At 65.8% G+C, this 22,228-nt stretch carries 23 protein-coding genes; 3 read left to right on the top strand and 20 right to left on the bottom strand.

Annotation, left to right across the window (positions count from 1 at the left end; all coding sequences use genetic code 11):
* Positions 1-175 precede the first annotated feature (175 nt).
* The 8 genes from ACDP63_RS04030 to ACDP63_RS03995 form a co-directional block, all read right to left on the bottom strand.
* Positions 176-724: a hypothetical protein gene (locus tag ACDP63_RS04030; protein ID WP_409927742.1), complete on the bottom strand. Its 549-nt coding sequence runs from the start codon at positions 722-724 to the stop codon at positions 176-178.
* A 554-nt stretch (positions 725-1,278) separates the two neighbouring features.
* Positions 1,279-1,680, bottom strand: coding sequence for a single-stranded DNA-binding protein (locus ACDP63_RS04025; RefSeq protein ID WP_409927741.1), 402 nt, complete (start codon positions 1,678-1,680; stop codon positions 1,279-1,281).
* A gap of 707 nt (positions 1,681-2,387) precedes the next feature.
* Positions 2,388-2,804: a hypothetical protein gene (locus ACDP63_RS04020; protein WP_409927740.1), complete on the bottom strand. Its 417-nt coding sequence runs from the start codon at positions 2,802-2,804 to the stop codon at positions 2,388-2,390.
* Between the two features lie 230 nt (positions 2,805-3,034).
* On the bottom strand, positions 3,035-3,520 hold the full coding sequence (locus ACDP63_RS04015; protein WP_409927739.1) for an N-acetyltransferase family protein: 486 nt from the start codon (positions 3,518-3,520) through the stop codon (positions 3,035-3,037).
* Between the two features lie 97 nt (positions 3,521-3,617).
* Positions 3,618-4,762 (bottom strand): IS3 family transposase gene (locus ACDP63_RS04010; RefSeq protein ID WP_409927738.1). Its coding sequence is split into 2 segments (ribosomal slippage): positions 3,618-4,469 and positions 4,472-4,762, totalling 1,143 coding nucleotides; the frame shifts between segments, so codons are not numbered across the junction.
* A gap of 245 nt (positions 4,763-5,007) precedes the next feature.
* A complete protein-coding gene (locus tag ACDP63_RS04005) occupies positions 5,008-5,943 on the bottom strand; it encodes a DUF2493 domain-containing protein (RefSeq protein ID WP_409927737.1) in 936 nt (311 codons plus the stop codon).
* Positions 5,944-6,321: 378 nt separating this feature from the next.
* Positions 6,322-7,365: a toprim domain-containing protein gene (locus tag ACDP63_RS04000; protein WP_409927838.1), complete on the bottom strand. Its 1,044-nt coding sequence runs from the start codon at positions 7,363-7,365 to the stop codon at positions 6,322-6,324.
* Complete coding sequence (locus ACDP63_RS03995; protein WP_409927736.1) at positions 7,365-11,732, bottom strand: strawberry notch-like NTP hydrolase domain-containing protein; 4,368 nt, start codon at positions 11,730-11,732, stop codon at positions 7,365-7,367. Before ACDP63_RS03995 ends, ACDP63_RS04000 begins: the two co-directional genes overlap by 1 nt.
* Positions 11,733-11,902: 170 nt before the next feature.
* Between ACDP63_RS03995 and ACDP63_RS03990 the strand changes: the two genes are divergently transcribed.
* Complete coding sequence (locus tag ACDP63_RS03990) at positions 11,903-12,160, top strand: type II toxin-antitoxin system Phd/YefM family antitoxin (protein WP_409927735.1); 258 nt, start codon at positions 11,903-11,905, stop codon at positions 12,158-12,160.
* Positions 12,157-12,540 (top strand): type II toxin-antitoxin system VapC family toxin, encoded by a 384-nt coding sequence (locus ACDP63_RS03985; RefSeq protein ID WP_409927734.1) that lies wholly within the window; start codon positions 12,157-12,159, stop codon positions 12,538-12,540. The genes ACDP63_RS03990 and ACDP63_RS03985 overlap by 4 nt, the downstream gene beginning before the upstream one ends.
* A 17-nt stretch (positions 12,541-12,557) precedes the next feature.
* Here ACDP63_RS03985 and ACDP63_RS03980 read toward each other — a convergent pair whose 3' ends face one another.
* From ACDP63_RS03980 to ACDP63_RS03970, 3 genes are all read right to left on the bottom strand, one after another.
* Complete coding sequence (locus ACDP63_RS03980) at positions 12,558-13,202, bottom strand: antitoxin of toxin-antitoxin stability system (protein ID WP_409927733.1); 645 nt, start codon at positions 13,200-13,202, stop codon at positions 12,558-12,560.
* Entirely contained in the window at positions 13,195-13,611 is a 417-nt protein-coding gene (locus ACDP63_RS03975) for a hypothetical protein (protein ID WP_409927732.1), read from the bottom strand. The genes ACDP63_RS03980 and ACDP63_RS03975 overlap by 8 nt, the downstream gene beginning before the upstream one ends.
* A gap of 65 nt (positions 13,612-13,676) precedes the next feature.
* Positions 13,677-14,225 carry a hypothetical protein gene (locus ACDP63_RS03970; protein WP_409927731.1) on the bottom strand — a complete coding sequence of 183 codons (549 nt, stop codon included), beginning with the start codon at positions 14,223-14,225 and terminating at the stop codon, positions 13,677-13,679.
* Between the two features lie 231 nt (positions 14,226-14,456).
* On the opposite strand from ACDP63_RS03970, the gene ACDP63_RS03965 reads away from it, so the two are divergent.
* Positions 14,457-14,774 carry an H-NS family nucleoid-associated regulatory protein gene (locus tag ACDP63_RS03965; protein WP_409927730.1) on the top strand — a complete coding sequence of 106 codons (318 nt, stop codon included), beginning with the start codon at positions 14,457-14,459 and terminating at the stop codon, positions 14,772-14,774.
* 245 nt (positions 14,775-15,019) lie between these two features.
* Here ACDP63_RS03965 and ACDP63_RS03960 read toward each other — a convergent pair whose 3' ends face one another.
* From ACDP63_RS03960 to ACDP63_RS03920, 9 genes are all read right to left on the bottom strand, one after another.
* Positions 15,020-15,184, bottom strand: a complete 165-nt coding sequence (locus ACDP63_RS03960) for a hypothetical protein (RefSeq protein WP_409927729.1) — start codon at positions 15,182-15,184, stop codon at positions 15,020-15,022.
* A gap of 418 nt (positions 15,185-15,602) precedes the next feature.
* Complete coding sequence (locus ACDP63_RS03955; RefSeq protein WP_409927728.1) at positions 15,603-15,899, bottom strand: hypothetical protein; 297 nt, start codon at positions 15,897-15,899, stop codon at positions 15,603-15,605.
* Positions 15,896-16,237 carry a hypothetical protein gene (locus ACDP63_RS03950; RefSeq protein ID WP_409927727.1) on the bottom strand — a complete coding sequence of 114 codons (342 nt, stop codon included), beginning with the start codon at positions 16,235-16,237 and terminating at the stop codon, positions 15,896-15,898. Before ACDP63_RS03950 ends, ACDP63_RS03955 begins: the two co-directional genes overlap by 4 nt.
* A gap of 74 nt (positions 16,238-16,311) precedes the next feature.
* Positions 16,312-16,800 carry a hypothetical protein gene (locus ACDP63_RS03945; RefSeq protein ID WP_409927726.1) on the bottom strand — a complete coding sequence of 163 codons (489 nt, stop codon included), beginning with the start codon at positions 16,798-16,800 and terminating at the stop codon, positions 16,312-16,314.
* Positions 16,801-16,900: 100 nt separating this feature from the next.
* Positions 16,901-19,051, bottom strand: a complete 2,151-nt coding sequence (locus ACDP63_RS03940) for a ParB/RepB/Spo0J family partition protein (protein ID WP_409927725.1) — start codon at positions 19,049-19,051, stop codon at positions 16,901-16,903.
* A 171-nt stretch (positions 19,052-19,222) separates the two neighbouring features.
* Positions 19,223-19,618, bottom strand: a complete 396-nt coding sequence (locus ACDP63_RS03935) for a hypothetical protein (protein WP_409927724.1) — start codon at positions 19,616-19,618, stop codon at positions 19,223-19,225.
* Between the two features lie 222 nt (positions 19,619-19,840).
* Entirely contained in the window at positions 19,841-20,617 is a 777-nt protein-coding gene (locus ACDP63_RS03930) for a hypothetical protein (protein WP_409927723.1), read from the bottom strand.
* Entirely contained in the window at positions 20,617-20,997 is a 381-nt protein-coding gene (locus tag ACDP63_RS03925; RefSeq protein WP_409927722.1) for a DUF2958 domain-containing protein, read from the bottom strand. The genes ACDP63_RS03930 and ACDP63_RS03925 overlap by 1 nt, the downstream gene beginning before the upstream one ends.
* Positions 20,994-21,965, bottom strand: coding sequence for an ArdC family protein (locus ACDP63_RS03920; protein WP_409927721.1), 972 nt, complete (start codon positions 21,963-21,965; stop codon positions 20,994-20,996). Before ACDP63_RS03920 ends, ACDP63_RS03925 begins: the two co-directional genes overlap by 4 nt.
* Positions 21,966-22,228: the final 263 nt, after the last annotated feature.

Genomic DNA, 22,228 nt, shown 5'->3' with positions numbered 1-22,228 from the left:
AGAAAACAGTACAAGCCATTAAGTTAGCGCATATGCGGCTTGCCGCCTTTCATCAGCCATGCCGAGCGGTCGATCCGGTCAGCATGGCTTGCCGGACATAGGGAAGGTGGCGGGGGGGGTTCCCCCCCCCCCCCCCCCCCCCCCCCCCCCCCCCCCCCCCCCCCCCCCCACCGCGCTATCGGTATCGGAGATTGCCGGCCGGGGTCTCGTAGATCTCGGGATCGAGACATCCCGCCCCTTCCGGACCGATGCTGGTGTGGCAGAGGTAGGTCGTGAAGCGGATGCCTGTCGCGGTCGCGATCCGCCGCAGGATGGCGCCCAGGCCGCACAGATGCTCGTCGCCGACCACCATCCAGTCCGGGATCGGGCCATGGCACCAGACGGCAAAGACCGGATGGTGATAGCCGCCGAAATCCGGATCGGGATCGACCGCATCCAGCAGATGCCAAGGGTAGAACCCCCGACCGCCGGATTCGAGATCGCCCATGCAGTCGCCGAGTGCCCCTTCGAGGGTGTCCCGCACGGTCGGATCGGTTTCAGAGCGCAGCAACCGCCGCACCCTCGCGCCTTCCCGGCAGGTGCTGAGATGACTGTTGATGGCAACCAGCAGCTTGTCGTGGAGGGACTGCGCAAAGCGGGTATCACACCGGAAGCGGTTCTTGCGAACCTGCGTCCTGAAGCCACAGAGCTTCCTGTTGAGATCGAGGAAATCGAGATCAGACATGTGTTTCTCCTTTCGTTCTGACGGAAGGAGCCTGCACTGTTGCCGCGAGGGGTCAGGGATCGCGCAAGCGACCGCCAGCGGCGGCGAGCGGGGGTGCCGGGTTTCTGGCGATGCCCTCGGGCATCGGCTGAAAATCGGGGGGACCGCGAAGTCCTTGACGCCGGAGTGGCTGGTGCATGATCCGAAGTCAGAGAGAGAGGAGCCCGCGGCCCCGACCAGGGGCCGCGACATTATTCGGCGCAACCGGAAAGGGGAGGTTTGGAGGGGAACTCCTCCATGGGTGGGGGTGTCTGAGGGGGCGGGGCGCATGGCCCTGCCCCTTCAGGGGGTGAGTTTGAGAGGGGCGGCTTGCCCCCCTTTCATACGGGGAGCATCGGACCCAAAAGTGGTCTTCCGGTTTTTGGGTCCGATGCTCCGACAGGGGAAATCGGAATGCCAGGCGCTGCGGCGCGTGGCGTTCCGGCCGGTCCATCTCGCGCTGAACGGGCGGGTGCGATCCGGTGCAGGCACGGGAAGACCCGGCGGCTTGCGCCGCCGGGTTCCTGGTGTCCCGCTCAGAACGGGATGTCATCGTCGTCGATGAACTTGCCGTCGTCGTTCTGGGTCTGCTTCGGCCGGCTCAGGAAATCGACCGTCTCGGCGATGATCTCGCAGCCGTAGCGTTCGATCCCGGCGGCGTCGGTCCACTTGGTGTAGTGAATGCGGCCGCGCACCAGCACCTTCATGCCCTCCTTGCAATGCTGCTGGACCGTCTTGCCGAGGCCGTTGAAGCATTTGATGCGGTGCCATTCCGTGTCCTGGACCCGATAGCCGTTCTCGTCGCGGACCACGCGGCCTTCCGAGTAGCGGGCACGCGAGGTGGCCATCCGGAAGATGGTGATGCGGGTGTCGTTCGGCGTGGTGTTGGTTTCGGGGTCGGCGCCGAGGTTGCCGGCGAGGATGACGATGTTCTGCATTGTAAGTCTCCGTTGCTCCTCGGAGGGACCATCCCTCCGACGAGACCCGGCCAAGGCCGTCGGGAGACGCCCGCAACTGCCGCCCTTGCGGCAGCTTGCCCCTAAGGCCCGGGGTGGAGCGGGCAGCCGCGCCCTGCGCGGCAACTCGGCCCGGAGCCGCCGGGGTTGCTGGAGGAAACCGAACGGACTTAGGGGATCAGTCAGGCGGAGGGAATGGTGCTTTCGAGAGCAAAACGGGGACGCACAGCAGAACTGTCATTCCTGCCGGTAGCGACCTCCTGCGCCGTCCCTGAGGCCCGTATCACGCCAGACATCCCGTGCGATCCGCTTCCCGGGCCACCCTCGTCTTGCCCGCCGGAAGGCCGCGAGGGCCGTGGGAGAACGAACAGGCTATAGGGTCGGGGCATGGAAGGGGTTTCGCGTCAAATGCGGCAACGGCGCGAGGCCAGGTCCAGCAGCATTGCGAGAGGGCAGGATAAAGGTGCTTGCGGCCAGCTTCACGGAACAAGGAGGACCGATGCTGTCGGGGGCGGTCGCCCCGACTGTGGGCATCACGCCGATGACAGATTTTCCAGAGCCGGGCGCGGCAGACCAGAACGACGGCGGCAAGGCTGCGATGAGATGATGTCCTGTTCCGGTGAGGGACGCCGGGAACCCGGTGCCTTGGCCTGCCGGGTTCCCTGTGCGATTGGATCGCACCCGCCCGATCAGCGCAAGAAGACGGACTCGCCGAGGGCGTTCAGATGGACGATGGCCGAGATGCCGATGACCAGGCCGCCCACGCCACCAAGCAGATTGAGTGCAATCGTCGAGTCGATGGTGTTCTTGGTGATGCCGTAGACAAGGGCATAGCCGGCGATGGCGGCCGGGACGGCGAAGAACGCCAGTGCGATCAGCCGCAGGACCGGGTTTTTGGCAAAGCCGAGAACCAGGATCACGAATGCGATCGACAGCACGGCGGCGGCGATGGCGGCAAGACCGGACATCAGGACGCCGGCCCCGGCACCCCAAGCATATTGTGCCCCGGTGATCGCGGCCATGACGGGCAAGGCGTAGATTGCGAGATTGTAGGCGATCACGCAGGCCGCGATGGTCAGCGCGATGGCGAGCAAAATCAGTGTCATGGAGACCTCCAGCGAAAGGATTTGGGGATCACGACAGGCTATCGGGAGCGACGCTCCGCCTGCGACTAAGCTGTTTCGCCGGTTCTTCGGGGGGAATTACATCGCGAATGAGCCGCGGGGTCAAGCTTTCGCAAGTTGGACGCACATCGTTACTCAACGCGAATGATGGCGGCCCAGCTTGGCACCATGCGGTGCCAACCCGACTGGCTGTCAGAGCCCGGAGCGGCCGGTCAACCTCGTAGTTGGATCGAAAAGCGGGGAGGATGGGCATCCTTACGCTCGAACCCCAATGCCTCGTAGAACGCTTGGGCTTTGTGGTTGTCGGGATGGGTGCCGACCGTCATGTAGCTGCACGACAAGGCGCGTGCCGTGATCTTGCTGGCCTCCACCAGGCCATGTCCGGCTCCACGCCCTCGGAACGGGGCCTCGGTGAACAGATGATGGATGTCCATCCCACGCAATCCGAACTGGAGCCGGATCAGTCGGCAAAGGGCGACATAGCCGACCAGTTCACCATCTGCTTCGGCGACAAGCACATAAAGCCATGGATTTTCACCTGAAATATCCCGGATGAGGTCGTCCGCCGTCAGAGTGGGTGTATCCCCGTGGTGATCGGCGAGCTTTCCGGCCATCTCGACAATGCGCTCTGTATCGGTTTGTCGAGCACAGCGGACCAATCCGAATCCGGTTTGTAGGGATAAATGGTTCTTTTGCATTGCTGGCTCCTTGTCGCCGTAGGAGCCAACCATCTGCCACCATACGGCGGCAGCATGTTGAGCTACTCCCCAACTTTTGGACAGATTTCCGGCTGATTTAAGCTACTGCCTGCACCTGCTGATCGGTTTGGGTTGCGGTGAAGTAGACCACGGCGGGCGGCTGTCCGCCATGGGCAGTGTGGGGGCGATGGTGGTTGTAGAAGGTGATCCAGCGCCCGATGCCGGCCTTCGCCTGCGATCCGGTCTCCCAGGCGTGCAGGTAGACGCATTCATACTTCAGGGACCGCCAGAGACGCTCGATGAAGATGTTGTCGAGACAGCGCCCTTTGCCGTCCATCGAGATCCGGGTGCCGACCCGTCTCAGCCGGTCGGTCCAGGCGAAGGACGTGAACTGGCTGCCTTGATCGGAGTTCATAATCTCGGGCGGGCCGAACTTGTGGATCGCCTCGTTCAGCGCCTCGACGCAGAAGTCGGCTTCCAGCGTGTTCGAGATGCGCCAGGCCAGAACCTTCCGGGTAAACCAGTCCATGATGGCGACCAGATAGAGGAAGCCACGACGCATGGGCAGGTAGGTGATGTCGGCACACCAGACCTGATTGGGCCGTTCCACCCGTAGCCCACCCAGCAGATAAGGGTAGGTCTTGTGCCCCTTTACTGGTCGGCTGGTGTCAGGTTTCTGGTAGATGGGCATCAACCGCATGAGCCGCATCAACCGCCGGATGCGCTTGTAGTTCACGGCATGGCCCTCGTTCTGCAAGTGCCATGTCATCTGCTGCACGCCGTAAAACGGGGTTTCGAGGAACTGCTTGTCGATCTTTACCATGAGGTCGAGGTTCATGGCCGTCTCGCCCATCAGTTCGTAGTAAAACGACGACCGCGAGATCGACAGCAGGCGGCACTGCGCCCCGACCGACAGGCTTGGATGGTTCTTGTCAATCATCCCGCGCCTCACTTGCCGATCCAAGGCTTGAGCTTTCGTGACAAAAAATCGTTGGCCACAGCCAGCTCCCCGATCTTTGCGTGCAGCACCCGCACCGTGTCCTCATCGACCTCAGGGGCCTTTTTGCCGCCCCGCTCGAAGATCTCTGCCGCGCCCTCCAGCAACGCCTTCTTCCACTGGTGGATCATCGTCGGATGCACGCCATATTCGGCTGCCAGTTCGGACACCGTGCGTTCGCCCTTCACGGCCTCCAGCGCCACGCGGGCCTTGAACCCAGCATCATGGTTCCTGCGCTTCTTCATGTCCTGATCTCCTCGTTCTTGGAGACCAGCAGACGTCAGATCGTAGCTTCCGTCACTGTCCGATTTTCGGGGACCAGCTCATGTTGATATGCACCGCGCTCAGATGAGGCGGCGATAATAGGTTACGAAGCAGGTGGCGTTCATGGTCATGCAGCGTTCGTCGCAACAATTCGGCTATGTGTCAACGGCCACTCCGTCCCGCATAGCGACATCCCATAGGGGACCGCCCCGCCGAGCGGCGGCGCTTACGCGCCGCCGTCGAACTTCATCACCGGGATGCCGAGCTTGCGGGCCTTGTCCGCGAGGTTCTCCTGGATCCCGCTGCCGGGGAAGACCAGAACGCCGACCGGCAACACATCCAGCAGCTGATCGTTGCGCTTGAAGGGCGCGGCCTTGCCGTGCTTCGTCCAGTCGGGCCGGAAGGCGACCTGGGCCACCTTGCGGTGATCTGCCCAGCGGGAGGCGATCAGTTCCGCGCCTTTCGGGGCACCACCGTGCAGCAAGACCATCTCCGGATGCTTGGCATGGACCTGATCCAGTTTCGCCCAGATCAGCCGGTGATCGTTGAAGTCGGCACCGCCGGTCACGGCAACCTTGGGGCCGGCGGGCAGCATCACCTCGGTCTCGGCCCGGCGTTTCGCGGCCAAAAAGTCGCGGCTGTCGATCATCGCGGCGGTCAGATGGCGATGGTTGACCATCGAGCCGGTGCGCGGCCGCCAGGCGCTGGCGGTGTGGTGCTCGAAAGCCTCGGCGGCGAGGTCGCGGAAGAGTTCCATGCTGGCGCGCCGTTCGATCAGGGTCTGCCCCTCGGCGGTGAGGCGTTCAAGTTCGACCGACTTCACCTCGCTGCCGTCCTGTTCCCGCTGAAGCCGGCGCTGCGCCTGCTCGTTGTCGTCGAGATCGCGTTCGACCCGGGCGGTGGCGCGGTGGAAGAGATTGACCGTCCCCCAGAGCAACTCGCCGAGATCGGGCTCCAGGCGGGTGTCGCCGAGCGTCGCGACGAGGGCGTCGAAGATGTCGGTGACGGCGGCGGCGACGGTATTGCCCTCGGGCAGCGGCCGCGGATCGGGTTCATCCTGGAAGGGACGCCAGCCGTAGAGCTGGAGCTCGGTGAGGGCGTGATCGGTCTGGGAGGAGGTGTGGACCGGCTCGTCGCCTGCGGAATAGGTTTCGTTCGTCATCGGGAGCGTCCTTCGTCTGGAGACCGCGCCCATCGCGGCCTTCGCAGGCGTCGAAGCGCACGGGCGGGACGGGTTGGCAGCCCTCGCCCGCTCCGCGAGGGCCTTGATGGCCGGGGTGGACTATTTTGACTTTCGCGATGCAAAGGCGGGGCCAGAGACGGGGTCCCCACGCGACCTGTCGCGTGGGGTGGCTCCCCGCCGGCGGAAAATAGTCCAAACCCGGCCATTGCCTGCCCGGCCCGTTTGTGCGCCGATCGCCCTCTCCGAAGGCCGTGGGCGCGGGACTCTCCGACGCAGGATGCTCCTGGCGATGAGGTGAAACCAATGGGAGCAGGGGACGCAGCAAAGGCGACGCCTCCGAGGGGCCGAATCCGCCCCTTACCGCTCCAGGAAACGGCGGAGGTCCTCGGGATGAAGCTGATCCTTCAGGGCCGCCCTGAGGGCACCGGCGCCGCGCTGGCGCAGGTCATCGTTGAAATCGCCCTCGCGCGGCGTGAGCGATATCGCTTCGATCCCGAGGCTCGCTGCTCTGGCGACGAGGCTGTCTCTGGCACCGTCCCCGGCTGGGTCGCGATCCCTGACGACATAGAGCCGGCGCAGGGACGGCGGGAACAGGATGGCGGCGAGGTGAGCGGCCGAAAGTGCCGCCAGCATCGGCATGCGGGGCAGAACCTGACGGGGCGACAGCACGGTCTCGATGCCCTCGCCGGCGGCGAGCACCTCAGCGGCAGCGCCGAAGCGGACGGCGTGGCCGAGAAGGTCACCCATCGCCCGCCGCGGTGTTTCGACAGCCGCCTTGCCGGAACCGTCCGGAGCGAGCCAGGTGCGATGCGCGCCGGTCTGGTGGCCGCTGAGATCGGTGACGGCGGCAACGAGGGCCGGCCTGATCTCGGTGGGCGAATGCTCATCAGGTCTATAGTAGCACCGGGGATGGTAGCGCAGCGCGGCGGTGCCCGAGAGGGAAGTGATCGCCCGCCCGCTGAGGTAGGTCGCCGCAAGGGTGCCGGGGATCGCCTCGGCCATGGCGAAGAGGCGGCGCGACGCTTCAGGCGAACCGGGCGTGCTGCTGGATGGCCCGCCAGCCGGCATCCTCGTCGACTCCGGTTCGGGATGCGGGAGAGCGAGGAACCGGCGCGCTTCCTCGGCCACGTCCTTGAAGTCGACAAGGCCGAGCGCCTCGCGGATGAGGTCGAGCAGATCGCCATGGGATCCATCGGCCATATCGGTCCATTTTCCAGCCGCGCCCTTGCCGGATTCCGGGCCGGTGAGGCGGACAAACATCGACCGGCCCGGCGTATTCTGGACATCGCCGACCAGCCAGTAGCGTCCGGCACGGTGGCCGGACGACAGATAGTGGCGGCAAACCGCCTCGGCCTCCCGGCCAAGGCGGATCGCCAGTTCAGAGGCGTCGTGACGCGGCATCATGCGGCCTCCCGCTCGCCGATGCGTTCGACCGACCAGCGGTCGAAGAGCCTGGCCAGCACGGCGGGTCCGCTGGCATCGACCGGCACGAACATCCTGAGCTTCCACGAGATGATCTCGTGGAACAGGCCATAGGCCGTGAGCCGCTGGCGCATCGTGTCGGTGAAGCCGGAAAGCTCGATGCGGTTCACCCCCATGACGCGGACCCGGCGAAGCTGGAGGCCCTCGGCGAGGTCAAAGACCGTGCGGCCTTCCATCAGCGCCGCGAAGGCGTCGTCCGGCGTGACCGATGCGATGCCGGTGGTGGTCGCATTGGCGGCCCAGGCGGGGGAGACCTTGCGGCCGATGATGCGCTCGCCGGCATCGGTCTGGAGCCGATAGACCCGGGTGGAGTCGTTCGGCAGCCGTTTCCAGATCGGCAGCAGCAAGCCCGTCACCATATGCAGGGTGCTGTCCGCGAAGTCCGGCACCTCCGCGACCTCGGCGCTCCATGCTGCGGCGAAGGCATCCCGGTCTGCCTCGACCCAATGGGTCTCGTCCATCAGCCGGACCGGAATGTTCTGGGCCTCCATCGGCCGGATCAGCCTGACGCGGCGCTCGATCTCGCCGTCGTCGAGCATGACGCTGGTGGTGGGGATCTGCACCGCTGCCCGGCCCGAGCGCTCGTTGATCAGGAGCTTCGCACGCGGATCATCGAGTTCGCTCAGGGCGGCATCGAGCGTCACCGGGTGGTTGCGCCTGCGCTCGGTGATGGTCAGCAGGCTGGTTTCCGCCCCTGTGCGCGGGTGCGTGTAAATCACCTGCCGATCCGTCACCACGAAACTCTCCGCGCGCAGGGTTTCCAGCCCGACGTCATAGGTGCCGGAGGCGATGGCGCCCTCGATGCGGGCGGTCAGAAGCTGCTCGAAAGCGGTGAACAGGATGCCCTGAAGCTCGATGGTCAGCGCCAGCAGCCGGTTCAGGAAGGTCGTGATGCCGGGCAGCTCGTCCTTGATGCCGTTGCTGTCCATCAGCTTCAGGCCGGTGGCGGCCTCGAACCGCTCAAGGCTGCAACCCTCGACCTTGCCGCGCACCAGCAGGAGATAGAGCTGGCGCAGCGCGTCGCGGGCATAGTGCGATTCCAGATTGTCCTCGGGCCGGAACAGGCCCTGGCCGCCGGTCTGGCGCTGGCCGCGCGTGATCGCGCCCAGCGTGTCGAGGCGGCGGGCGATGGTCGAGAGGAAGCGCTTCTCGGCCTTCACATTGGTCGAGATCGGCCGGAACAGCGGCGGTTGCGCCTGGTTGGTGCGATGGGTGCGGCCAAGGCCCTGGATGGCGGCATCGGCCTTCCACCCGGCTTCGAGGAGATAATGGACGCGCAGCCGCGCGTTCCTGGCTGAAAGCTCGGCATGATAGGACCGGCCGGTGCCGCCGGCATCGCTGAAGACCAGCACGCGCTTGGCGTCGTCCATGAAGGCTTGGGTCTCGGCCAGATTGGCCGAACCCGCGCGGTTCTCCACGACGAGGCGATCGATGGTGACGCCATTGCCCGGTTTGCGGACGATGCGGCGCGAACGCCCCGTCACCTCGGCCACCGTATCGGTGCCGAAATGCTGGATGATCTGATCCAGCGCGCCGGGGACCGGCGGCAGGCTGGCAAGACTCGCGATCATCTCGTCGCGCCGCGCCACGGCTTCGCGGCTCTCGACCGGCTGGCCGTCGCGATAGACCGGCCGCGACGACAGATTGCCCTCCGAATCCGTGAACGGCTCGTAGAGCTGGACCGGGAAGGAATGGGCGAGATAGTCCAGGACATATTCGCGCGGCGACAGGTCCATCTTCAGATCGCCCCATTCCTCGGTGGGGATCTCCGCCAGCCGACGTTCCATCAGTGCCTCGCCAGTCGAGACGATCTGGATGACGGAGGAATGGCCTGCTTCCAGATCGGCCGTGATCGACCGGATCAGGGTCGGGGTTTTCATGGACGTGAGCAAATGGCCGAAAAACCGTTGCTTCGCGCTCTCGAAGGCCGAGCGCGCCGCAGACTTGGCCTGCCGGTTCAACGTGCCGGAACCGCCGTCGCCGCCGGTGATGTTGGCGGCCTGCATCGCCGCATCGAGGTTGTTGTGGATGATGGCGAAGGCATCGGCATAGCTGTCGTAGATGCGGACCTGCTCGGGCGTCAGTTCGTGGTCGAGCAACTCGTACTCGACGCCTTTGAAGGAGAGCGAGCGGGCGGTGTAGAGACCGAGCGCACGCAGGTCGCGGGCAAGCACTTCCATCGCCGCGACGCCGCCGGCCTCGATCGCCTCGACGAACTCGGCCCTGGTCGAGAACGGGAAATCCTCGCCGCCCCAGAGGCCGAGCCGCTGCGCATAGGCGAGGTTGTGGACGGTGGTGGCGCCGGTGGCCGAGACATAGACCACGCGGGCCTGCGGCAGGGCGTGCTGGAGGCGCAGCCCGGCACGACCCTGCTGGCTGGCGGCGACATCGCCGCGTTCTCCCTTTCCGCCGGCTGCGTTCTGCATCTGGTGGGCCTCGTCGAAAATCACCACCCCATCGAAGTCGGAGCCCAACCATTCGACGATCTGCCTGACCCTGGAAACCCTTTCTCCGCGATCATCGGAGCGCAGCGTGGCGTAGGTTAAAAATAGGATGCCTTCGTTCAACGTGATGGGCTTGCCTTGCGGGAAGCGCGACAGCGGCGTGACCAGCAGCCGCTCCATACCGAGGGCCGACCAGTCGCGCTGCGCATCCTCCAGCAGCTTGTCGGACTTCGAGATCCAGACCGCCTTGCGCCGCCCCTGCATCCAGTTGTCGAGGATGATGGCAGCGGATTCCCGGCCCTTGCCGACGCCGGTGCCATCGCCGACCATGAAGCCCTGGCGGAAGCGGATGGCGCCCTCGGCACCCTCGGGCGCGGCCGCGAGACTGTCGAAGGTCTCATCGACCGTCCAGGCCCCGGCGAGGAATCCGGTATGGGCTTCGCCGGCATAGATCACGGTCTCCAACTGCGCCTCGGACAGCTTGCCAAGGATATTGCCCGGCAAGGTCGGCCGGTAACTCGGCTTCGGCGGCGCGATGCTTGCCATCGAGGCCGATTGCACGAGTTGGGTCGGATGGGCCTGCGCCCCGGCAATGCGGATGGTCTGGAGACCGTATTCCTCATAGATCGCGTCCGAGAGCCGGGCATCCTCGGCGGGTTCCCAATCGACGGTCTCATAGGCGAGCGGCACACCCTCGGGCTCCGCCCGAGGAACGGAAGGCGCAGAGCGCGCAGCCCGGTTGACATAGCCGCGCACGGTACGGGGTGCGGCAGGCCGGGGTGCCGATGGGGCGACCGGCACGGCGAGGCCCGGATCGACCGGCAGCCGAGCCGGAAGCCGATCTGCCAGCCAGCCCATCAGCGTGGCGACGTCCGGCGCGAAACCGGGCGCTTCCGGAAACACCGTCGGTTTTTCGGCGGGCAGCTTGTCGATGACGGTCAGCCGCGTGTCGATGGTGGTGCCATGCCTGGCATAGACCGAGCCATCGACACCGGCGGAGAACACCACGCGGCCGCGCTCCTGCAGCCGGGTCCAGGATTTCGTCCACCCCGCGTTGTCCGGCGCGAAGCTCGCCCCGGTGATGGTCACAAGCCGTCCGCCGGGGGCCAGCCGCGCCAACGCCGAGGCGACATGGCGGAAGGCCGCCTCCGCCATGCGTCCCTCGACATTCGCCAGGGCCGAGAACGGCGGGTTCATCAGCACCACGGTCGGGACCAGGCCGGGATCGAGGTGATCGTCGATCTGGGCGGCGTCGAACCGGGTGACGGAGAGGGCCGGAAAGAGGGAAGACAGCAGGCCGGCGCGGATTTCGGCGAGTTCGTTGATGAGCAGCGTGCCGCCGGCGATCTCGGCCAGGATGGCAAGGAGCCCGGTCCCGGCCGAGGGTTCCAGCACCCGGTCGGCGGGCGTGATCGCCGCCGCCGTCAGTGCCGCGAAGCCGAGGGGGATCGGGGTTGAAAATTGCTGGTAGTTCTGCGCCTCCTCCGACCGGCGCGTATGGGTCGGCAGAAGCCCGGCGATCTTGCCGAGCTGCGGCAGGATCACTGCCGGAGACCCGGATTTGCGGAAAAGCGCAGTGCCGTATTTACGCAGGAAGAGAACGGTCGCTGCCTCGCAGGCGTCATAGGCGAGCTTCCAGGTCCAGGCGCCGGTCGCATCGGACGCGCCGAAACCCGCTTCCATGGCAGCGCGCAGCGTCGTGGCATCGAGGCGCTGGCCGCGCTCCAGACGCGGCAGCAGCAAGCCGGCAGCGGCGAAAACGCAGGCCGCCGTCTTGGTATCGTGGTCGAGCGGAGACGTTGTGGCGGGGTGTGCCGCTGCGGATGCGGAAATCATGTTCATGGAGGGGTTCCTCGGGAGAGCGGAAAAGGATCAAGCCGCGCGGCGCTCTCTCTCTCCACCGCCAGGCTCAAACCCGTCCCGGCCAGCCTCTCCCTCTCCCCGGACTTGAAATGGACTATCTAATGGTCCATCTTCAGCATGAACGCAGATGGCATCTGGAGCGATAGGCGATGAGGGTTTCTGTGACCGAGGCCAAGGGGCAGCTCACCGAACTGGTGAAGCGGGCGGAAGCCGGCGACGAGGTGATCCTGACCCGGCGGGGCCACGAGGTCGTCCGCCTCGTGCCGGTTGTCGTGGCGGCCAGCCCAAAAGGCCGGCGCGCGCTGATGGAGCGTGTCCGGGCCAAGGCGCGGGGCAAGGCGCTGCCCGGCGCCGGTGCCGCGCGCAGCCAGGATTTCCTCTACGGCGATGACGGGATGCCAGTGTGATCGCCGTCGATACCTCGGCGCTGATGGCGATCGTGCTGGACGAGCCTCAGGCCGAAGCCTGCATGGCGGCGATCGAGGCGGCGGACGGGCTCTTGATCTCGGCCGGAACGGTGGCCGAGGTGCTGATCGTCGCCGGACGCCGCAATGTCGGCGAAGAGATCACCGCGCTGGTCGAGGGGCTGGGCTTCGAAATCATCACCGTCACGGAAGCCTCGGCGCGCAGGATCGCGGAGGCCTATGCCCGCTGGGGCAAGGGCATCCATCCCGCCGGCCTCAATTACGGCGACTGCTTCGCCTATGAAGTCGCCGCCGAGCGCGGCTGTCCGCTGCTCTTTGTCGGCGACGACTTCGCGCAGACGGATCTGCGATCGGTTCTGTAAATCCGGAAAGCCGGGTTTCAGCCGAACCGCTTTCCCGCTTCGGTGAAGGTGTAGTCATTGGCGATGATCGTCTCATCCACCGCCTCGTCCGAGGACAGGTAGTCGTATTCCCGCTCCAACTGCCGATAGAGCCAACGCGCGAGATCGCGCATCGCCTCGATGATCGTCTCCTCGGCATCGGCGGTCATGTCCTGCCAGGTCGGGCTGTCGCGGGTGACGGATATCGCCATGCAATATTCGTGATAGTAGTGACCGCGATGCGTTGCTTCGGCGCGAAGCTGGTAGAAATTGCGCCGCTGAACGGCCTGCAGGGCATCGGCGATGCCGTGCAGGGTCTTGTCCAGCGGCGCATGGGACCTAATCTCGACCGGAGCGTTCTTCCGATAGGCATAGTGGCATTCGAACGACGCGCCATCCCCTTGCGACCAGAAGCCCGTGAAGAAGATGCGCGGCTCCTGCCGCGATCCGCCGCCCATGAGGCGAATGCTGTGGGTCTTGAAGTCGATGCCGAGGATTTCCGCAATGCGCTGGAAATCCTCATAGACCGCATCATACCAGTCGTAGTCAAAGCCACTATCGCGATACCAGGCGCGGGCCTTGTCTTTGCCGGCCTCGGACAATTCCTCAAGGCGATAGACCGTGGTTTCGATGACTTCAGGCATCGGGATCACCCCCTGCCAGAACGATCTCCAGCCAACTGCCGCTGTAGATCCAGTCCACGGTCTTGCCGGTGGCGAGATCGAGGGCATGCGCCCCGCCGCCAAAAGCGTTCACCTTGGCTGAAGAACAGGTCGTGGCATACTGAAAACCCCATAATCCGGTGAGGCCGAACGCGGTCGCACAGCGTTTGACGAACTGGATGACATGCTCGGGATCGCCGGTCTCATCGTCGCGGATCCAGAGCTGGGTGCCGCCATGCTCGGGCTGGATCGAGAGCAGGAAACTCTCGGACGGCGGGTCCTCCGCCGCATTCTCCTCGGACAGCGCGTTGTAGAGATCCAGCGCGCGGGCGGCGTTTTCCGGACTGCCGACATCGAGCAGGCAGGAAAAATGGGTGAAGTAGTTGGCCATGACAGGCTCCTGAAACGACAAAGCCCGGCGCGAGGCCGGGCGAGGATGAAGGGAAAGGCGACGATTCACGCCGCCTGCGGCAGACGCAGCAGGTCGGCAGCGATGTCGCGCCAGAACGGATCGACCAGCCGGGCCTCCAGAACGGCGGCGCGGTATTGCAGCCTGCGGGCCTCGGCGGGATCGGCGGTCCGGAGGGCCATGCCGCGCAGCCGGCTGGCCTCGGTCACGACCTGCCGGGCCTCGGCATCCGATCCGACAGGGGGCTGCCAGAGGACAATCCCGGCGCGGATTTCCCCGGCGAGGACGAGGCCCTTTTCGTGGTCCTGAATGAGCAGGATGCGCGGCTGGAAACAGGGGAAGCTCCCCGACCCCGTTCCGATGTCGCCCCGCGACAGGCACAGGGCCGCGAAGCGCAGGGCCTCTTCTGGTGAGGAACATTCCCCGAGCGGGATCATGCGGTCGAAACTCTCGGCATCGCCACCGGGGCCATAGCTGGCGATACCGAGGCAGGAGATGCGCAGGGGCAGTTTTGGCGCCCGGCGAAGCGCGGGCAGCACATCGATGGCCAGAATCTGGCCGATGGGGCGGAAGGCGTCGGGTCGGGCAATGGTCATCGGGATCACTCCATGACGGGCGCCGGGGAGCCTCTCTCTCCGGTCCTCAACCCGTCACGGCAACGCCCCCTCCCTCTCCCTCTCGCGCAGTCCTTGCGGCGACGGCCGTTTTCGAAGGCCGCCGTGAAACGCAAATTCAGGCTGAAGCAGTAGTAATTCCTGCCGCATTGCTTTGTTGCGCGCCTGTTTATGAGCTTTTACTGTCCCTTGCACAGCAACGGTGAGGACAGGATGACGCATATCGAACTGGGAGAACTCTCGCTGAAGGAGCTGAAAGCGCTTCAAAAGGATGTCGAAAGGGAGATCACTTCCTTTACCGAGCGCGAGAAGTCCAAGGCACGGGCCAAGGTCGAGGCGCTGGCCAGGGAACTTGGCTATAGTTTCGCCGAACTGGTCGACGCCCCTGTCAAAGGCAAAAGGGTTTCTTCGGCGCGCTATCGCCATCCTGAAAATCCATCGCTGACATGGAGCGGCATGGGACGCAAACCGGCATGGTTCAACGACTGGCTGGCGGCGGGTAAATCCGCCGAGGATCTGAAGATCGCCTGAGATCGCCAGGGCGTGCGCGCCCGCGAATTGCAGGCCGATGCTCACGATGGATGCTGGCGCACTATTGCCACATGATCTGGCCGGACAACGCCGGAATGGCTGCCGGTCTCCGGCAGTTTCCGGCGTTTCTCAAGGAAAGAGGCATCGCGTAGCGACGGTCCCGATATCGCCGATATCGGGTGAGACGCGGGCCGGGAGGCGCGAGAGCGCCATCCGGCCCGCCGGGGGTGAGGCGCTTTCGCGCCTCATCCGAAGGGATCCAGCTCCAGCTTCACCATGTCGTCGTCGCCGTCGAACTCGGCGGCGGGGCAAGCGGCATGGGTGCCGTCCCCGGCCTGGAACACGATGACCTCGACCATCAGCGTGGCGGCGAGGCTGGCGGCGAAGGCGGTGGCATCTGCATAGGACATGGGTTCCGGCTCCTGTCTTGAGAGGCGGAGGACCATCCCCCGCGCGACAGGCGCCCGAAGCGTCCGACCGGATCTGCAATCACCCTCGGGCGTTCGGACTCTTTCCGAATCCCCGAGGGCGGCACGCGCGCGTAGCCGACCCCCTGGGGTTGAATACAAAGAGACGGATCGGACCAAGGTTTGCGAATGGAAGCGGGGGATGGGGCTTTGCCTCTGACAGGTGCCGGATACCCGTCGCAGATGCCTCGCCGTGCCAGCCTTGCCGTCATGCTGGCATCGGATTCATGTGTTCCCTCGGGCCGGGGAAGGCAGCCATGCGGTTTGCCATGATGATGACGGAGATCATGGTGAAGCTGGAATTGGACCCGCACGGGCGACAGCCCCCATCGCCACGGCCCTGTGGCCAGACTGGCGCTGTTCAGCCCCAGTACCCATCGGCGATCTCGCGGGCGATCATCGCGCGGGCCTTCATCATCAGATCGTCGCCCGATGTGTCGATATGGCCGTAAAAGCGCGTCCGGTCACCCTCCGCGAGCCAGTCGGCATAGCGGCAGTAGTCACGGGAACCGAGACGGAAGACGCGCATGTCTACGGCCCAATGCGGCTTCGGCTCCACGACGACCGTGATGCCGTCGCGGGTTTCCTGCCAGGGCAGAGACCGCTCGGGAGGCGGATTGCGAAGATCCTCGGCGAAGATTTCATCGACCGTCATCATGGTGCATCCCCGTTGTCGGATGGTGATGTGTCCCGCGACGGGCCGGCTGAACCGAGAGCGTCGGCCTCGACAGGACATGCGGTGATCGAGAAGAACTCGTCGCCGTGGTCCTGCATCCGCGCGAAATATTCCTCGCCGATCTCGCTATCGGGGGAAGGATCGTCACGGGATTCAGTGTCCCACCAGGTCTGCGCAAGATGCGAGCGCCAGTTCAGGGCCTGGTCCCTGTCGCGGAAAACCCGCACGTCGGTTCCGTGCCGATGTTCGTAGATCGCGACATGGACCGTTTGCGGAACGGGGTGGCCTGGTGCGGCCTGCGTGTCGGATGGACGGGTCATGTTCCCTGTCTCCTGAATTGAAAAGGCCCGCCGTCTTTCGACAGCGGGCCGGTGGATCGGCGAGTGCGGATCGGTCAGGCGGTGTCGCCCCCGGCGGCAGCCGCTCCGATTTCCTCCGTCGTGGCGTCCTGCGCCGTAACCTCCTCGATGCGGCCGCGGCTGTAGCCTGATGTCGCGAGCCAGGCTTCGGCGGCAGCACGATCCTCGGCAAGATGCAGCAGTTCGATGCCCCCGCGACTATCCTGAACAACGCGGGCCTGACCGGCCCGCGGGCGTTCGATGACGCGAAAGCGCAAGGCACTGTCGAGGTTGAAGGTCCGCCGGATGGTGAGCACGATGGTGCCGCGCTCGCCGAAATCTCCGACATGCAGGGTGAAGGATGGCGGAAACGTATAGTTCGGGCGCACCTGAGGCGGCTGTTTCTCGACGAGGCGACCGCGCCCGTTGCTCTGTTTCCAGGCCGCAAGCTTCCGGGTGAAGCGCGCCGGAGGCTGCGGCGTGCCATCGGAATATTCCACGAGGGAGCCAAGTGGAACGACATCATGGATGAGGCAGGCGGTCATGGTCTGGTCTCCTGAAACGAAAACGGCCCGGCGCAACGCCGGGCCTTGAGGTGGAAGGGAATGGAACGCGGGGCGACGGACGCCGCCCCGCTGCTAGTGGTCATTCGGCGGCGACGAGGGGCACCGGATCGTCGGCGGTCTCGGCCGCCTCCTCGTCGTCCCCGGCGAGGAAGTCCGGCAGTGCCATGCCGTCTCCGTCTTCCCCGGTCGCGCCATCCGCGGCCTCTGCGTCCATCGGGGGACGCAGCGGCTCGGGCAGCCAGCCGGTATGGGCCATCAGGCGTTCGGCTTCCTTCGCCATCTCCCCCTTCGGCAAATGCGCCATGAGATCGGCGTCGCGATCACCGGCACCCTCGCGCACCGCCTCGATGATGCGGGCCTTGGTGACACGGCTGAAGTAGTTCTGCGCCGTGGGCCTCCAGCCCGCCTCGACGAGATCGAGGCCGGTGGCCCGGGTCAGACGGTCGGCCTCGGCCATGCGACGGTCCAGACCCTCCTGCGAGATGCCATTGCCCGAATAGGCGTTGGGCCGCTCGTAGAGCGCGTTGACGCCGAAGCTGACGCAATGGGCGAGCAGCGCCATGCGGCTGCCATTGTCGAGGCCATCGATCCAGTCCCACAGCCGGTCGTCATCGCCGAAGGGAATGTCGCCGCGCCAGTCCTCAGAACGCTCGTCGATCATCTTCGCGGCAGGACTGTCCGCGAGCCCGGTCGCATCCGTGGGGAGGTAGATGTGACGCACCGCGGCATGAAGGCTGGTTCCCGAGCTGGCGGTGCGCTCGAACGTGTCGAGAACCAGCTTGTGCAGGAGCGCGGTCATCGCAACCTGCGGATTCTCGGCAAGCGCATTGCGCAGCGCCAAGGTCCGCCAGGCGGTGAGGTCGATCACCAGGCGCTCGGGCAGCGGCTTGACGGTATCCTCCTCCTCCTCGCCCTCCGGGACCGGCTCGCCGCCGACGGTGATGACCGCGCGCTGCACGGCATCGGGATCGGAGGGTTCCGCCCCTTCGTCGGCATCATCCTCGCCCTCGACGGTCTCGGGCTCTTCGTCCTCGGGACGGACATAGCCGGTGCTGACGATGACCTCGCCGTCGCGACCGATGCTGACGAAGACACCGGCGCGGGCGATATCGTCCGGCGCGAAGGTGACGGGCCGGTCCTCGAAGGCTTCCAGCTCGGCCTCGATTTCCGCAAACCGCCGATCGTCCTCATCGGACAGGTCTTCGCCTTCGGCATATTTCGCGTCGAGTTTGTCATACTCGTCGCGCAGCGCCTCGCGGGTGGCGCGCTCCTCGTCGGTCAGCTCCTGCATCACGCCGACCAGCCTGCGCAACCCGTTGGCATGGCCGTAGGGCAGCTCGACCGCGGCATCGATCCATTTCCAGCCCTGACCGGCGATCTCGTCGGCGACGCTGCGCAGCTTCTCGTCGACCAGCCGGTCGAGAAGCGTGACATCCTGCAGCCAGCCGCCGTTCTCGTCCGAGAAGAGATCGCGCAGCACCGGGCCGCCCGCCGCCTCATAGGCATCAACGCCGATGAAGCGCGCACGCTTGTCGGCGGCCGGGACCGTGGTCTCGGTCAGCAGGCTCCGGATCTGCCAGGGTTCCTTTTGCCACGAGGTGCTGATCCGTTCCCAGACCTGCTGCTGGCGCTCGTGGTCGGGGTTGACGGTGAAGGCTTCCAGCATCGCCAGCGTCATCTCGCTGCGCGCATAGGCATCGTGCAGGGCCGGCGCGACCATCGCCAGACGCAGGCGCTGCATGATGTAGCGCGGTGTGGTCCGCCAGGCGTCGGCGATCTCCTCCTTCGACATGCCCATGTCGAACATCCGCTTGAACGCCTTGAACTGGTCGAGCGGGTGCAGGGCGAGGCGCAGCAGGTTCTCCGCCAGCGAGTCGTCCACGGCCGAGGTCCTGGCATCGGCCTTCTTGACGATGCAGGGCACGAGCCCGTCGGCCGGGAAGCGGCCAGCCTCGACCAGCCGGGCGATGGACCTGTAGCGGCGGCCGCCGGCCGGGGTCTCGAAATCGCCGGTCTCAGCGCCGTCCGCGTCGAGGATGGCGCGGACATTGAGGCCCTGCACGAGATCCTCGCGCCGGTCGATGTCATGGGTGAGCTCGTCCAGACCCGCCTCGACGTCGGTCTCGCGGACATTGCTGTCCGACAGCCGGATGCGATTGAACGGAATGTCGCGCGCCCGCGAGAAGACGATCATCGGAACGGCGGGCTTCTTTTTGGCTGCTTTGGCCATCGTGGTATCTCCGCGACGGGCGGCCGGGAGCCTCTCTCTCGACCTCCAACCCGTCACGACGCGAAGCGCCGCCCTCTGACTCTCAAAGGGCAGCGCCATCGCGCCGGAAAGCCGGAAAGCCGTGCAACAGGAAATCCGGCCCTGGTCAGCGGGTTTCGTCAGCCGGTCTCGTCAGTCGGCCTCGGCGACCTCCTGAGCCGTCGGATAGTCACGCCGCTCGAAAACCGATGCCGGGCCGGGTTCGGCGTGCGGGAGCGCGCCTTCCACGAAGGAATGCTGCGGATCGAACGCATCGTGGAAGGCATCGAGCGCAGCCTCGGCGCTCTCGGCGTCGATCTCCTGGACGAAGCTGACCCACATGGCGCGGCGCTGGCGCACGAAATAGCGGTTCAGGGCGGGCACGCATTCGTAGACCTCGTTGATCTCGCCATCCATCCGGGCGTTCTCGAACTGCTCGACCGCATGGTCGCGGTCCTCGCCGTCGCAAACCCAGGACTCGTTTTCGGAGCCGTAGCAGACGAGGAATATTTTCAGGAACGTCCGCGCTTGCGTCGTGGTCATGGTCATCACTCCAGGACGGGCGTCCGCGAGCCTTTCTCCCGGCCTCCAACCCGTCACGCGGCAAGCGCCGCCCTCCAACTCTGGAGGGCAGCGCCGGTAGGCCGGAAAAGCGTGGAGCCGGAAATACCCTGAAACCGGAGAGCCGACGCCCCCTCAGGGCGCGTCGGTCTCATCAGGACCGGGATCGTCGAGCGGCGGGCCGCCATTATGGCTGGGCGGAACGGCAGCTCATGGCTCGCCCCCCGTCGGCGCACGCAAGGGACGGGCGATGCGCGAGACGACGACCGGGCGCGTGTCGGCTGCCTGGGCGAGCCTCTCGATGGTGGCGAGATCCCTGTCCGGGCAATCGCCCGTCACCTCGATCTCGACGTAATGCCCGCCGCTGCCGACCTTGGAGTCGCGCAACCGATGACCCGATGAGGTATAGAAGCTCTCATGGGGATCGATCAGGCGGACGCACGAGCGCAGGAACAGAAGGCCCGAGCCGAGATTGCCGCAGAACAGGAACTCGTCGGCTTCCGTGGCCTTCGGCCCGCCGCCGATCTTGCGGTGACCGATCTGGCGGAAGGCGGCGTCGAAGCGCGACAGATCGGGGGTGATCCGCGCCGTTACTTCGGGATGGAATATCCAGGGCGGCCGATAGGGATCGACACGGCCGACCTCGATCTGGTGGAGCAGATCGGCAAAACAGGCCGGATCGCCGGGATAGGGACAGTCCCGCCAGATCTCGCGCACTCTGCGCCGCAGCGCCTCGGGCAGCGCAAACAGGCGCGCACGCGCCTTGCGCCAGGAGGCCGCCCGCATCCGGCGACGCTCCCGCTCGGCCTCGCCCCACGAGACAGCGCGGCGGGCCATTTCCTCCTCGACGCCATGCTGTCCGGCGGCGATCTGATCGGCGAAGAGCGGCAGCGCCTCGCGGTCGAGACGCTGCTTTCTGAGGAACGCCAGGCGCTTGCGCGAGGTGTCCCGGTAGGGCTCGGGCCGGTGCCAGCGACGAAAGCGCATCACGCGCCCTCCCGCGCCGCAGGGGCCGTAGGGGCCGCGCGATAGAGGATGCGCTCGGCCGCGTGAATGCTGCCGGTCGCGCGCGCGGCGTCCGCCCAGACCGAGATCGGGAAATCGCCGGTGAAGAGAATGTCGCGCTCGATGCCCATGCCGAAGGGGAGGCGAAGCGACGACAGCTCCTCCAGCGAGAAGCTGCCAAGCTCGGGAGAGCCGAGGTCGGCCAGGCCGAACAGGATGTCGCCGTCTTCGTCCAGTTCGGTGGCGAGCCAGGTGCCGAGGCCGAAGGGATTGAAGAATTTCACCACCGGCACATGATCGGCATCGCGGTTGCGTCCGTTGGCGAGGAGTTGCGCGCGCAACGCGGGGGTCAGGAGGATCATGCCACCCTCCTGTCGATTTCGGCTGCGACGGGCGCGCTGGCCTCAAAGCCTTCGCCGGTATCCGGCAGGAAGCCGAGCAGCCAGTCGGCCGCCTTGCTGGCCTGGCTTGCGGCGCGGACGATGGCGCGATTGTCCTCGCGAAGGCATTCCAGCCAGGAACCGATATAGTCGGCATGGCGCACGGTCGGCACGATACCGAGCGAGGCGCAGCAAAAGGCCGCGATCAGTTCGGCTGTGATTTCTTCGACCGAATAGAGCTTCGAGCCGAAGGATCCGGTCAGATCCCGGTTGAGGCGGCTGTGATGGCCGCTGGCGTGACCGATTTCGTGCAAGGCTGTACGATGCCAGTTGATCGGCTCAAAGTAGGCTTGCGGCGGAGGCACCATCACGAAATCCTGCGACGGGACATAGTAGGCGCGGTCGCCGCCGATGCGGAAGTCGATGCCGGTCGCCCGGATCAGCGCCTCAACCTGCGGCGCGATCAGACCGGGCGGCGGCGGTGGCGCAGCGGCCATAAGCTCCTCGGGCAATCCCTCGCATTGCGCGGCATTGAACACGGTGAAGCGTTTCAGGAAGGGGATCTTCCCTGGTTCCTCGCCGGTCTCGCGAGCGCGGCGCTTTTCGTCCTCGGGGGTGAAGCGGTCGGCATAGACGACGGTGGTGCCGCGCTCGCCCTTGCGGACATTGCCGCCGAGCGACAGCGCCTGGCGGAAGGTCAGCCAGCCCTGGCCGGGGAAGCCGTGCTGAATGACGGCGCCCCAGAGGATAAGGATATTGATGCCGGAATAGGTTCGGCCGGTCGAGGCGTTTTTCGGCAGGCCGAGCGGCGCGGTGTCGGGGGACTTACCCCAGGGCTGGACCCAGGGAAGCCGGCCTTGCTCCAGTTCGGCGATGATCTTGTTGGTGATGTCGTCATAGAGATTGGTGCGATCGGCGCCGGCAGGCGCGCTGCGGTCGTATCTGGCCATCGAGATTGCTCCGCGACGGGCGCCGGAAGCCTCTCCTCCAGCCCTCAACCCGTCACGGCAAACCCGTCCGTACTCTCACTCTCAGGGGGCGCTGCGGGGGTCTCCCCCGCAGAAGGGGGTGCGCCGGCAACGCAGTGCCGGCCAGGGGGAAGACCTTTCCCCATAATCCATCTGTCGGCTCGCACGCGATAAGTACCGTTCGACATCGTCACACGCGCCTTCTACTCCAAGCCGGACCCCTTTCCCTCTGTCGGACTCTCCAC

The organism is Paracoccus sp. P2, from assembly GCF_046335115.1.
Taxonomy (GTDB): Bacteria; Pseudomonadota; Alphaproteobacteria; order Rhodobacterales; family Rhodobacteraceae; genus Paracoccus; species Paracoccus pantotrophus.
Note: the sequence above shows the minus strand (reverse complement) of the source record. Positions and strands in the feature narration are given on the sequence as shown.

Excerpts from the sequence above, each read along its gene's own strand:
- ACDP63_RS04030 (WP_409927742.1), bottom strand. The coding sequence starts at position 724 with ATGTCTGATCTCGATTTCCTCGATCTCAACAGGAAGCTCTGTGGCTTC.
- ACDP63_RS04025 (WP_409927741.1), bottom strand. The coding sequence starts at position 1,680 with ATGCAGAACATCGTCATCCTCGCCGGCAACCTCGGCGCCGACCCCGAA.
- ACDP63_RS04020 (WP_409927740.1), bottom strand. The coding sequence starts at position 2,804 with ATGACACTGATTTTGCTCGCCATCGCGCTGACCATCGCGGCCTGCGTG.
- ACDP63_RS04015 (WP_409927739.1), bottom strand. The coding sequence starts at position 3,520 with ATGCAAAAGAACCATTTATCCCTACAAACCGGATTCGGATTGGTCCGC.
- ACDP63_RS04005 (WP_409927737.1), bottom strand. The coding sequence starts at position 5,943 with ATGACGAACGAAACCTATTCCGCAGGCGACGAGCCGGTCCACACCTCC.
- ACDP63_RS04000 (WP_409927838.1), bottom strand. The coding sequence starts at position 7,365 with ATGCCGCGTCACGACGCCTCTGAACTGGCGATCCGCCTTGGCCGGGAG.
- ACDP63_RS03995 (WP_409927736.1), bottom strand. The coding sequence starts at position 11,732 with ATGAACATGATTTCCGCATCCGCAGCGGCACACCCCGCCACAACGTCT.
- ACDP63_RS03990 (WP_409927735.1), top strand. The coding sequence starts at position 11,903 with ATGAGGGTTTCTGTGACCGAGGCCAAGGGGCAGCTCACCGAACTGGTG.
- ACDP63_RS03980 (WP_409927733.1), bottom strand. The coding sequence starts at position 13,202 with ATGCCTGAAGTCATCGAAACCACGGTCTATCGCCTTGAGGAATTGTCC.
- ACDP63_RS03975 (WP_409927732.1), bottom strand. The coding sequence starts at position 13,611 with ATGGCCAACTACTTCACCCATTTTTCCTGCCTGCTCGATGTCGGCAGT.
- ACDP63_RS03970 (WP_409927731.1), bottom strand. The coding sequence starts at position 14,225 with ATGACCATTGCCCGACCCGACGCCTTCCGCCCCATCGGCCAGATTCTG.
- ACDP63_RS03965 (WP_409927730.1), top strand. The coding sequence starts at position 14,457 with ATGACGCATATCGAACTGGGAGAACTCTCGCTGAAGGAGCTGAAAGCG.
- ACDP63_RS03960 (WP_409927729.1), bottom strand. The coding sequence starts at position 15,184 with ATGTCCTATGCAGATGCCACCGCCTTCGCCGCCAGCCTCGCCGCCACG.
- ACDP63_RS03955 (WP_409927728.1), bottom strand. The coding sequence starts at position 15,899 with ATGATGACGGTCGATGAAATCTTCGCCGAGGATCTTCGCAATCCGCCT.
- ACDP63_RS03950 (WP_409927727.1), bottom strand. The coding sequence starts at position 16,237 with ATGACCCGTCCATCCGACACGCAGGCCGCACCAGGCCACCCCGTTCCG.
- ACDP63_RS03945 (WP_409927726.1), bottom strand. The coding sequence starts at position 16,800 with ATGACCGCCTGCCTCATCCATGATGTCGTTCCACTTGGCTCCCTCGTG.
- ACDP63_RS03940 (WP_409927725.1), bottom strand. The coding sequence starts at position 19,051 with ATGGCCAAAGCAGCCAAAAAGAAGCCCGCCGTTCCGATGATCGTCTTC.
- ACDP63_RS03935 (WP_409927724.1), bottom strand. The coding sequence starts at position 19,618 with ATGACCATGACCACGACGCAAGCGCGGACGTTCCTGAAAATATTCCTC.
- ACDP63_RS03930 (WP_409927723.1), bottom strand. The coding sequence starts at position 20,617 with ATGCGCTTTCGTCGCTGGCACCGGCCCGAGCCCTACCGGGACACCTCG.
- ACDP63_RS03925 (WP_409927722.1), bottom strand. The coding sequence starts at position 20,997 with ATGATCCTCCTGACCCCCGCGTTGCGCGCGCAACTCCTCGCCAACGGA.
- ACDP63_RS03920 (WP_409927721.1), bottom strand. The coding sequence starts at position 21,965 with ATGGCCAGATACGACCGCAGCGCGCCTGCCGGCGCCGATCGCACCAAT.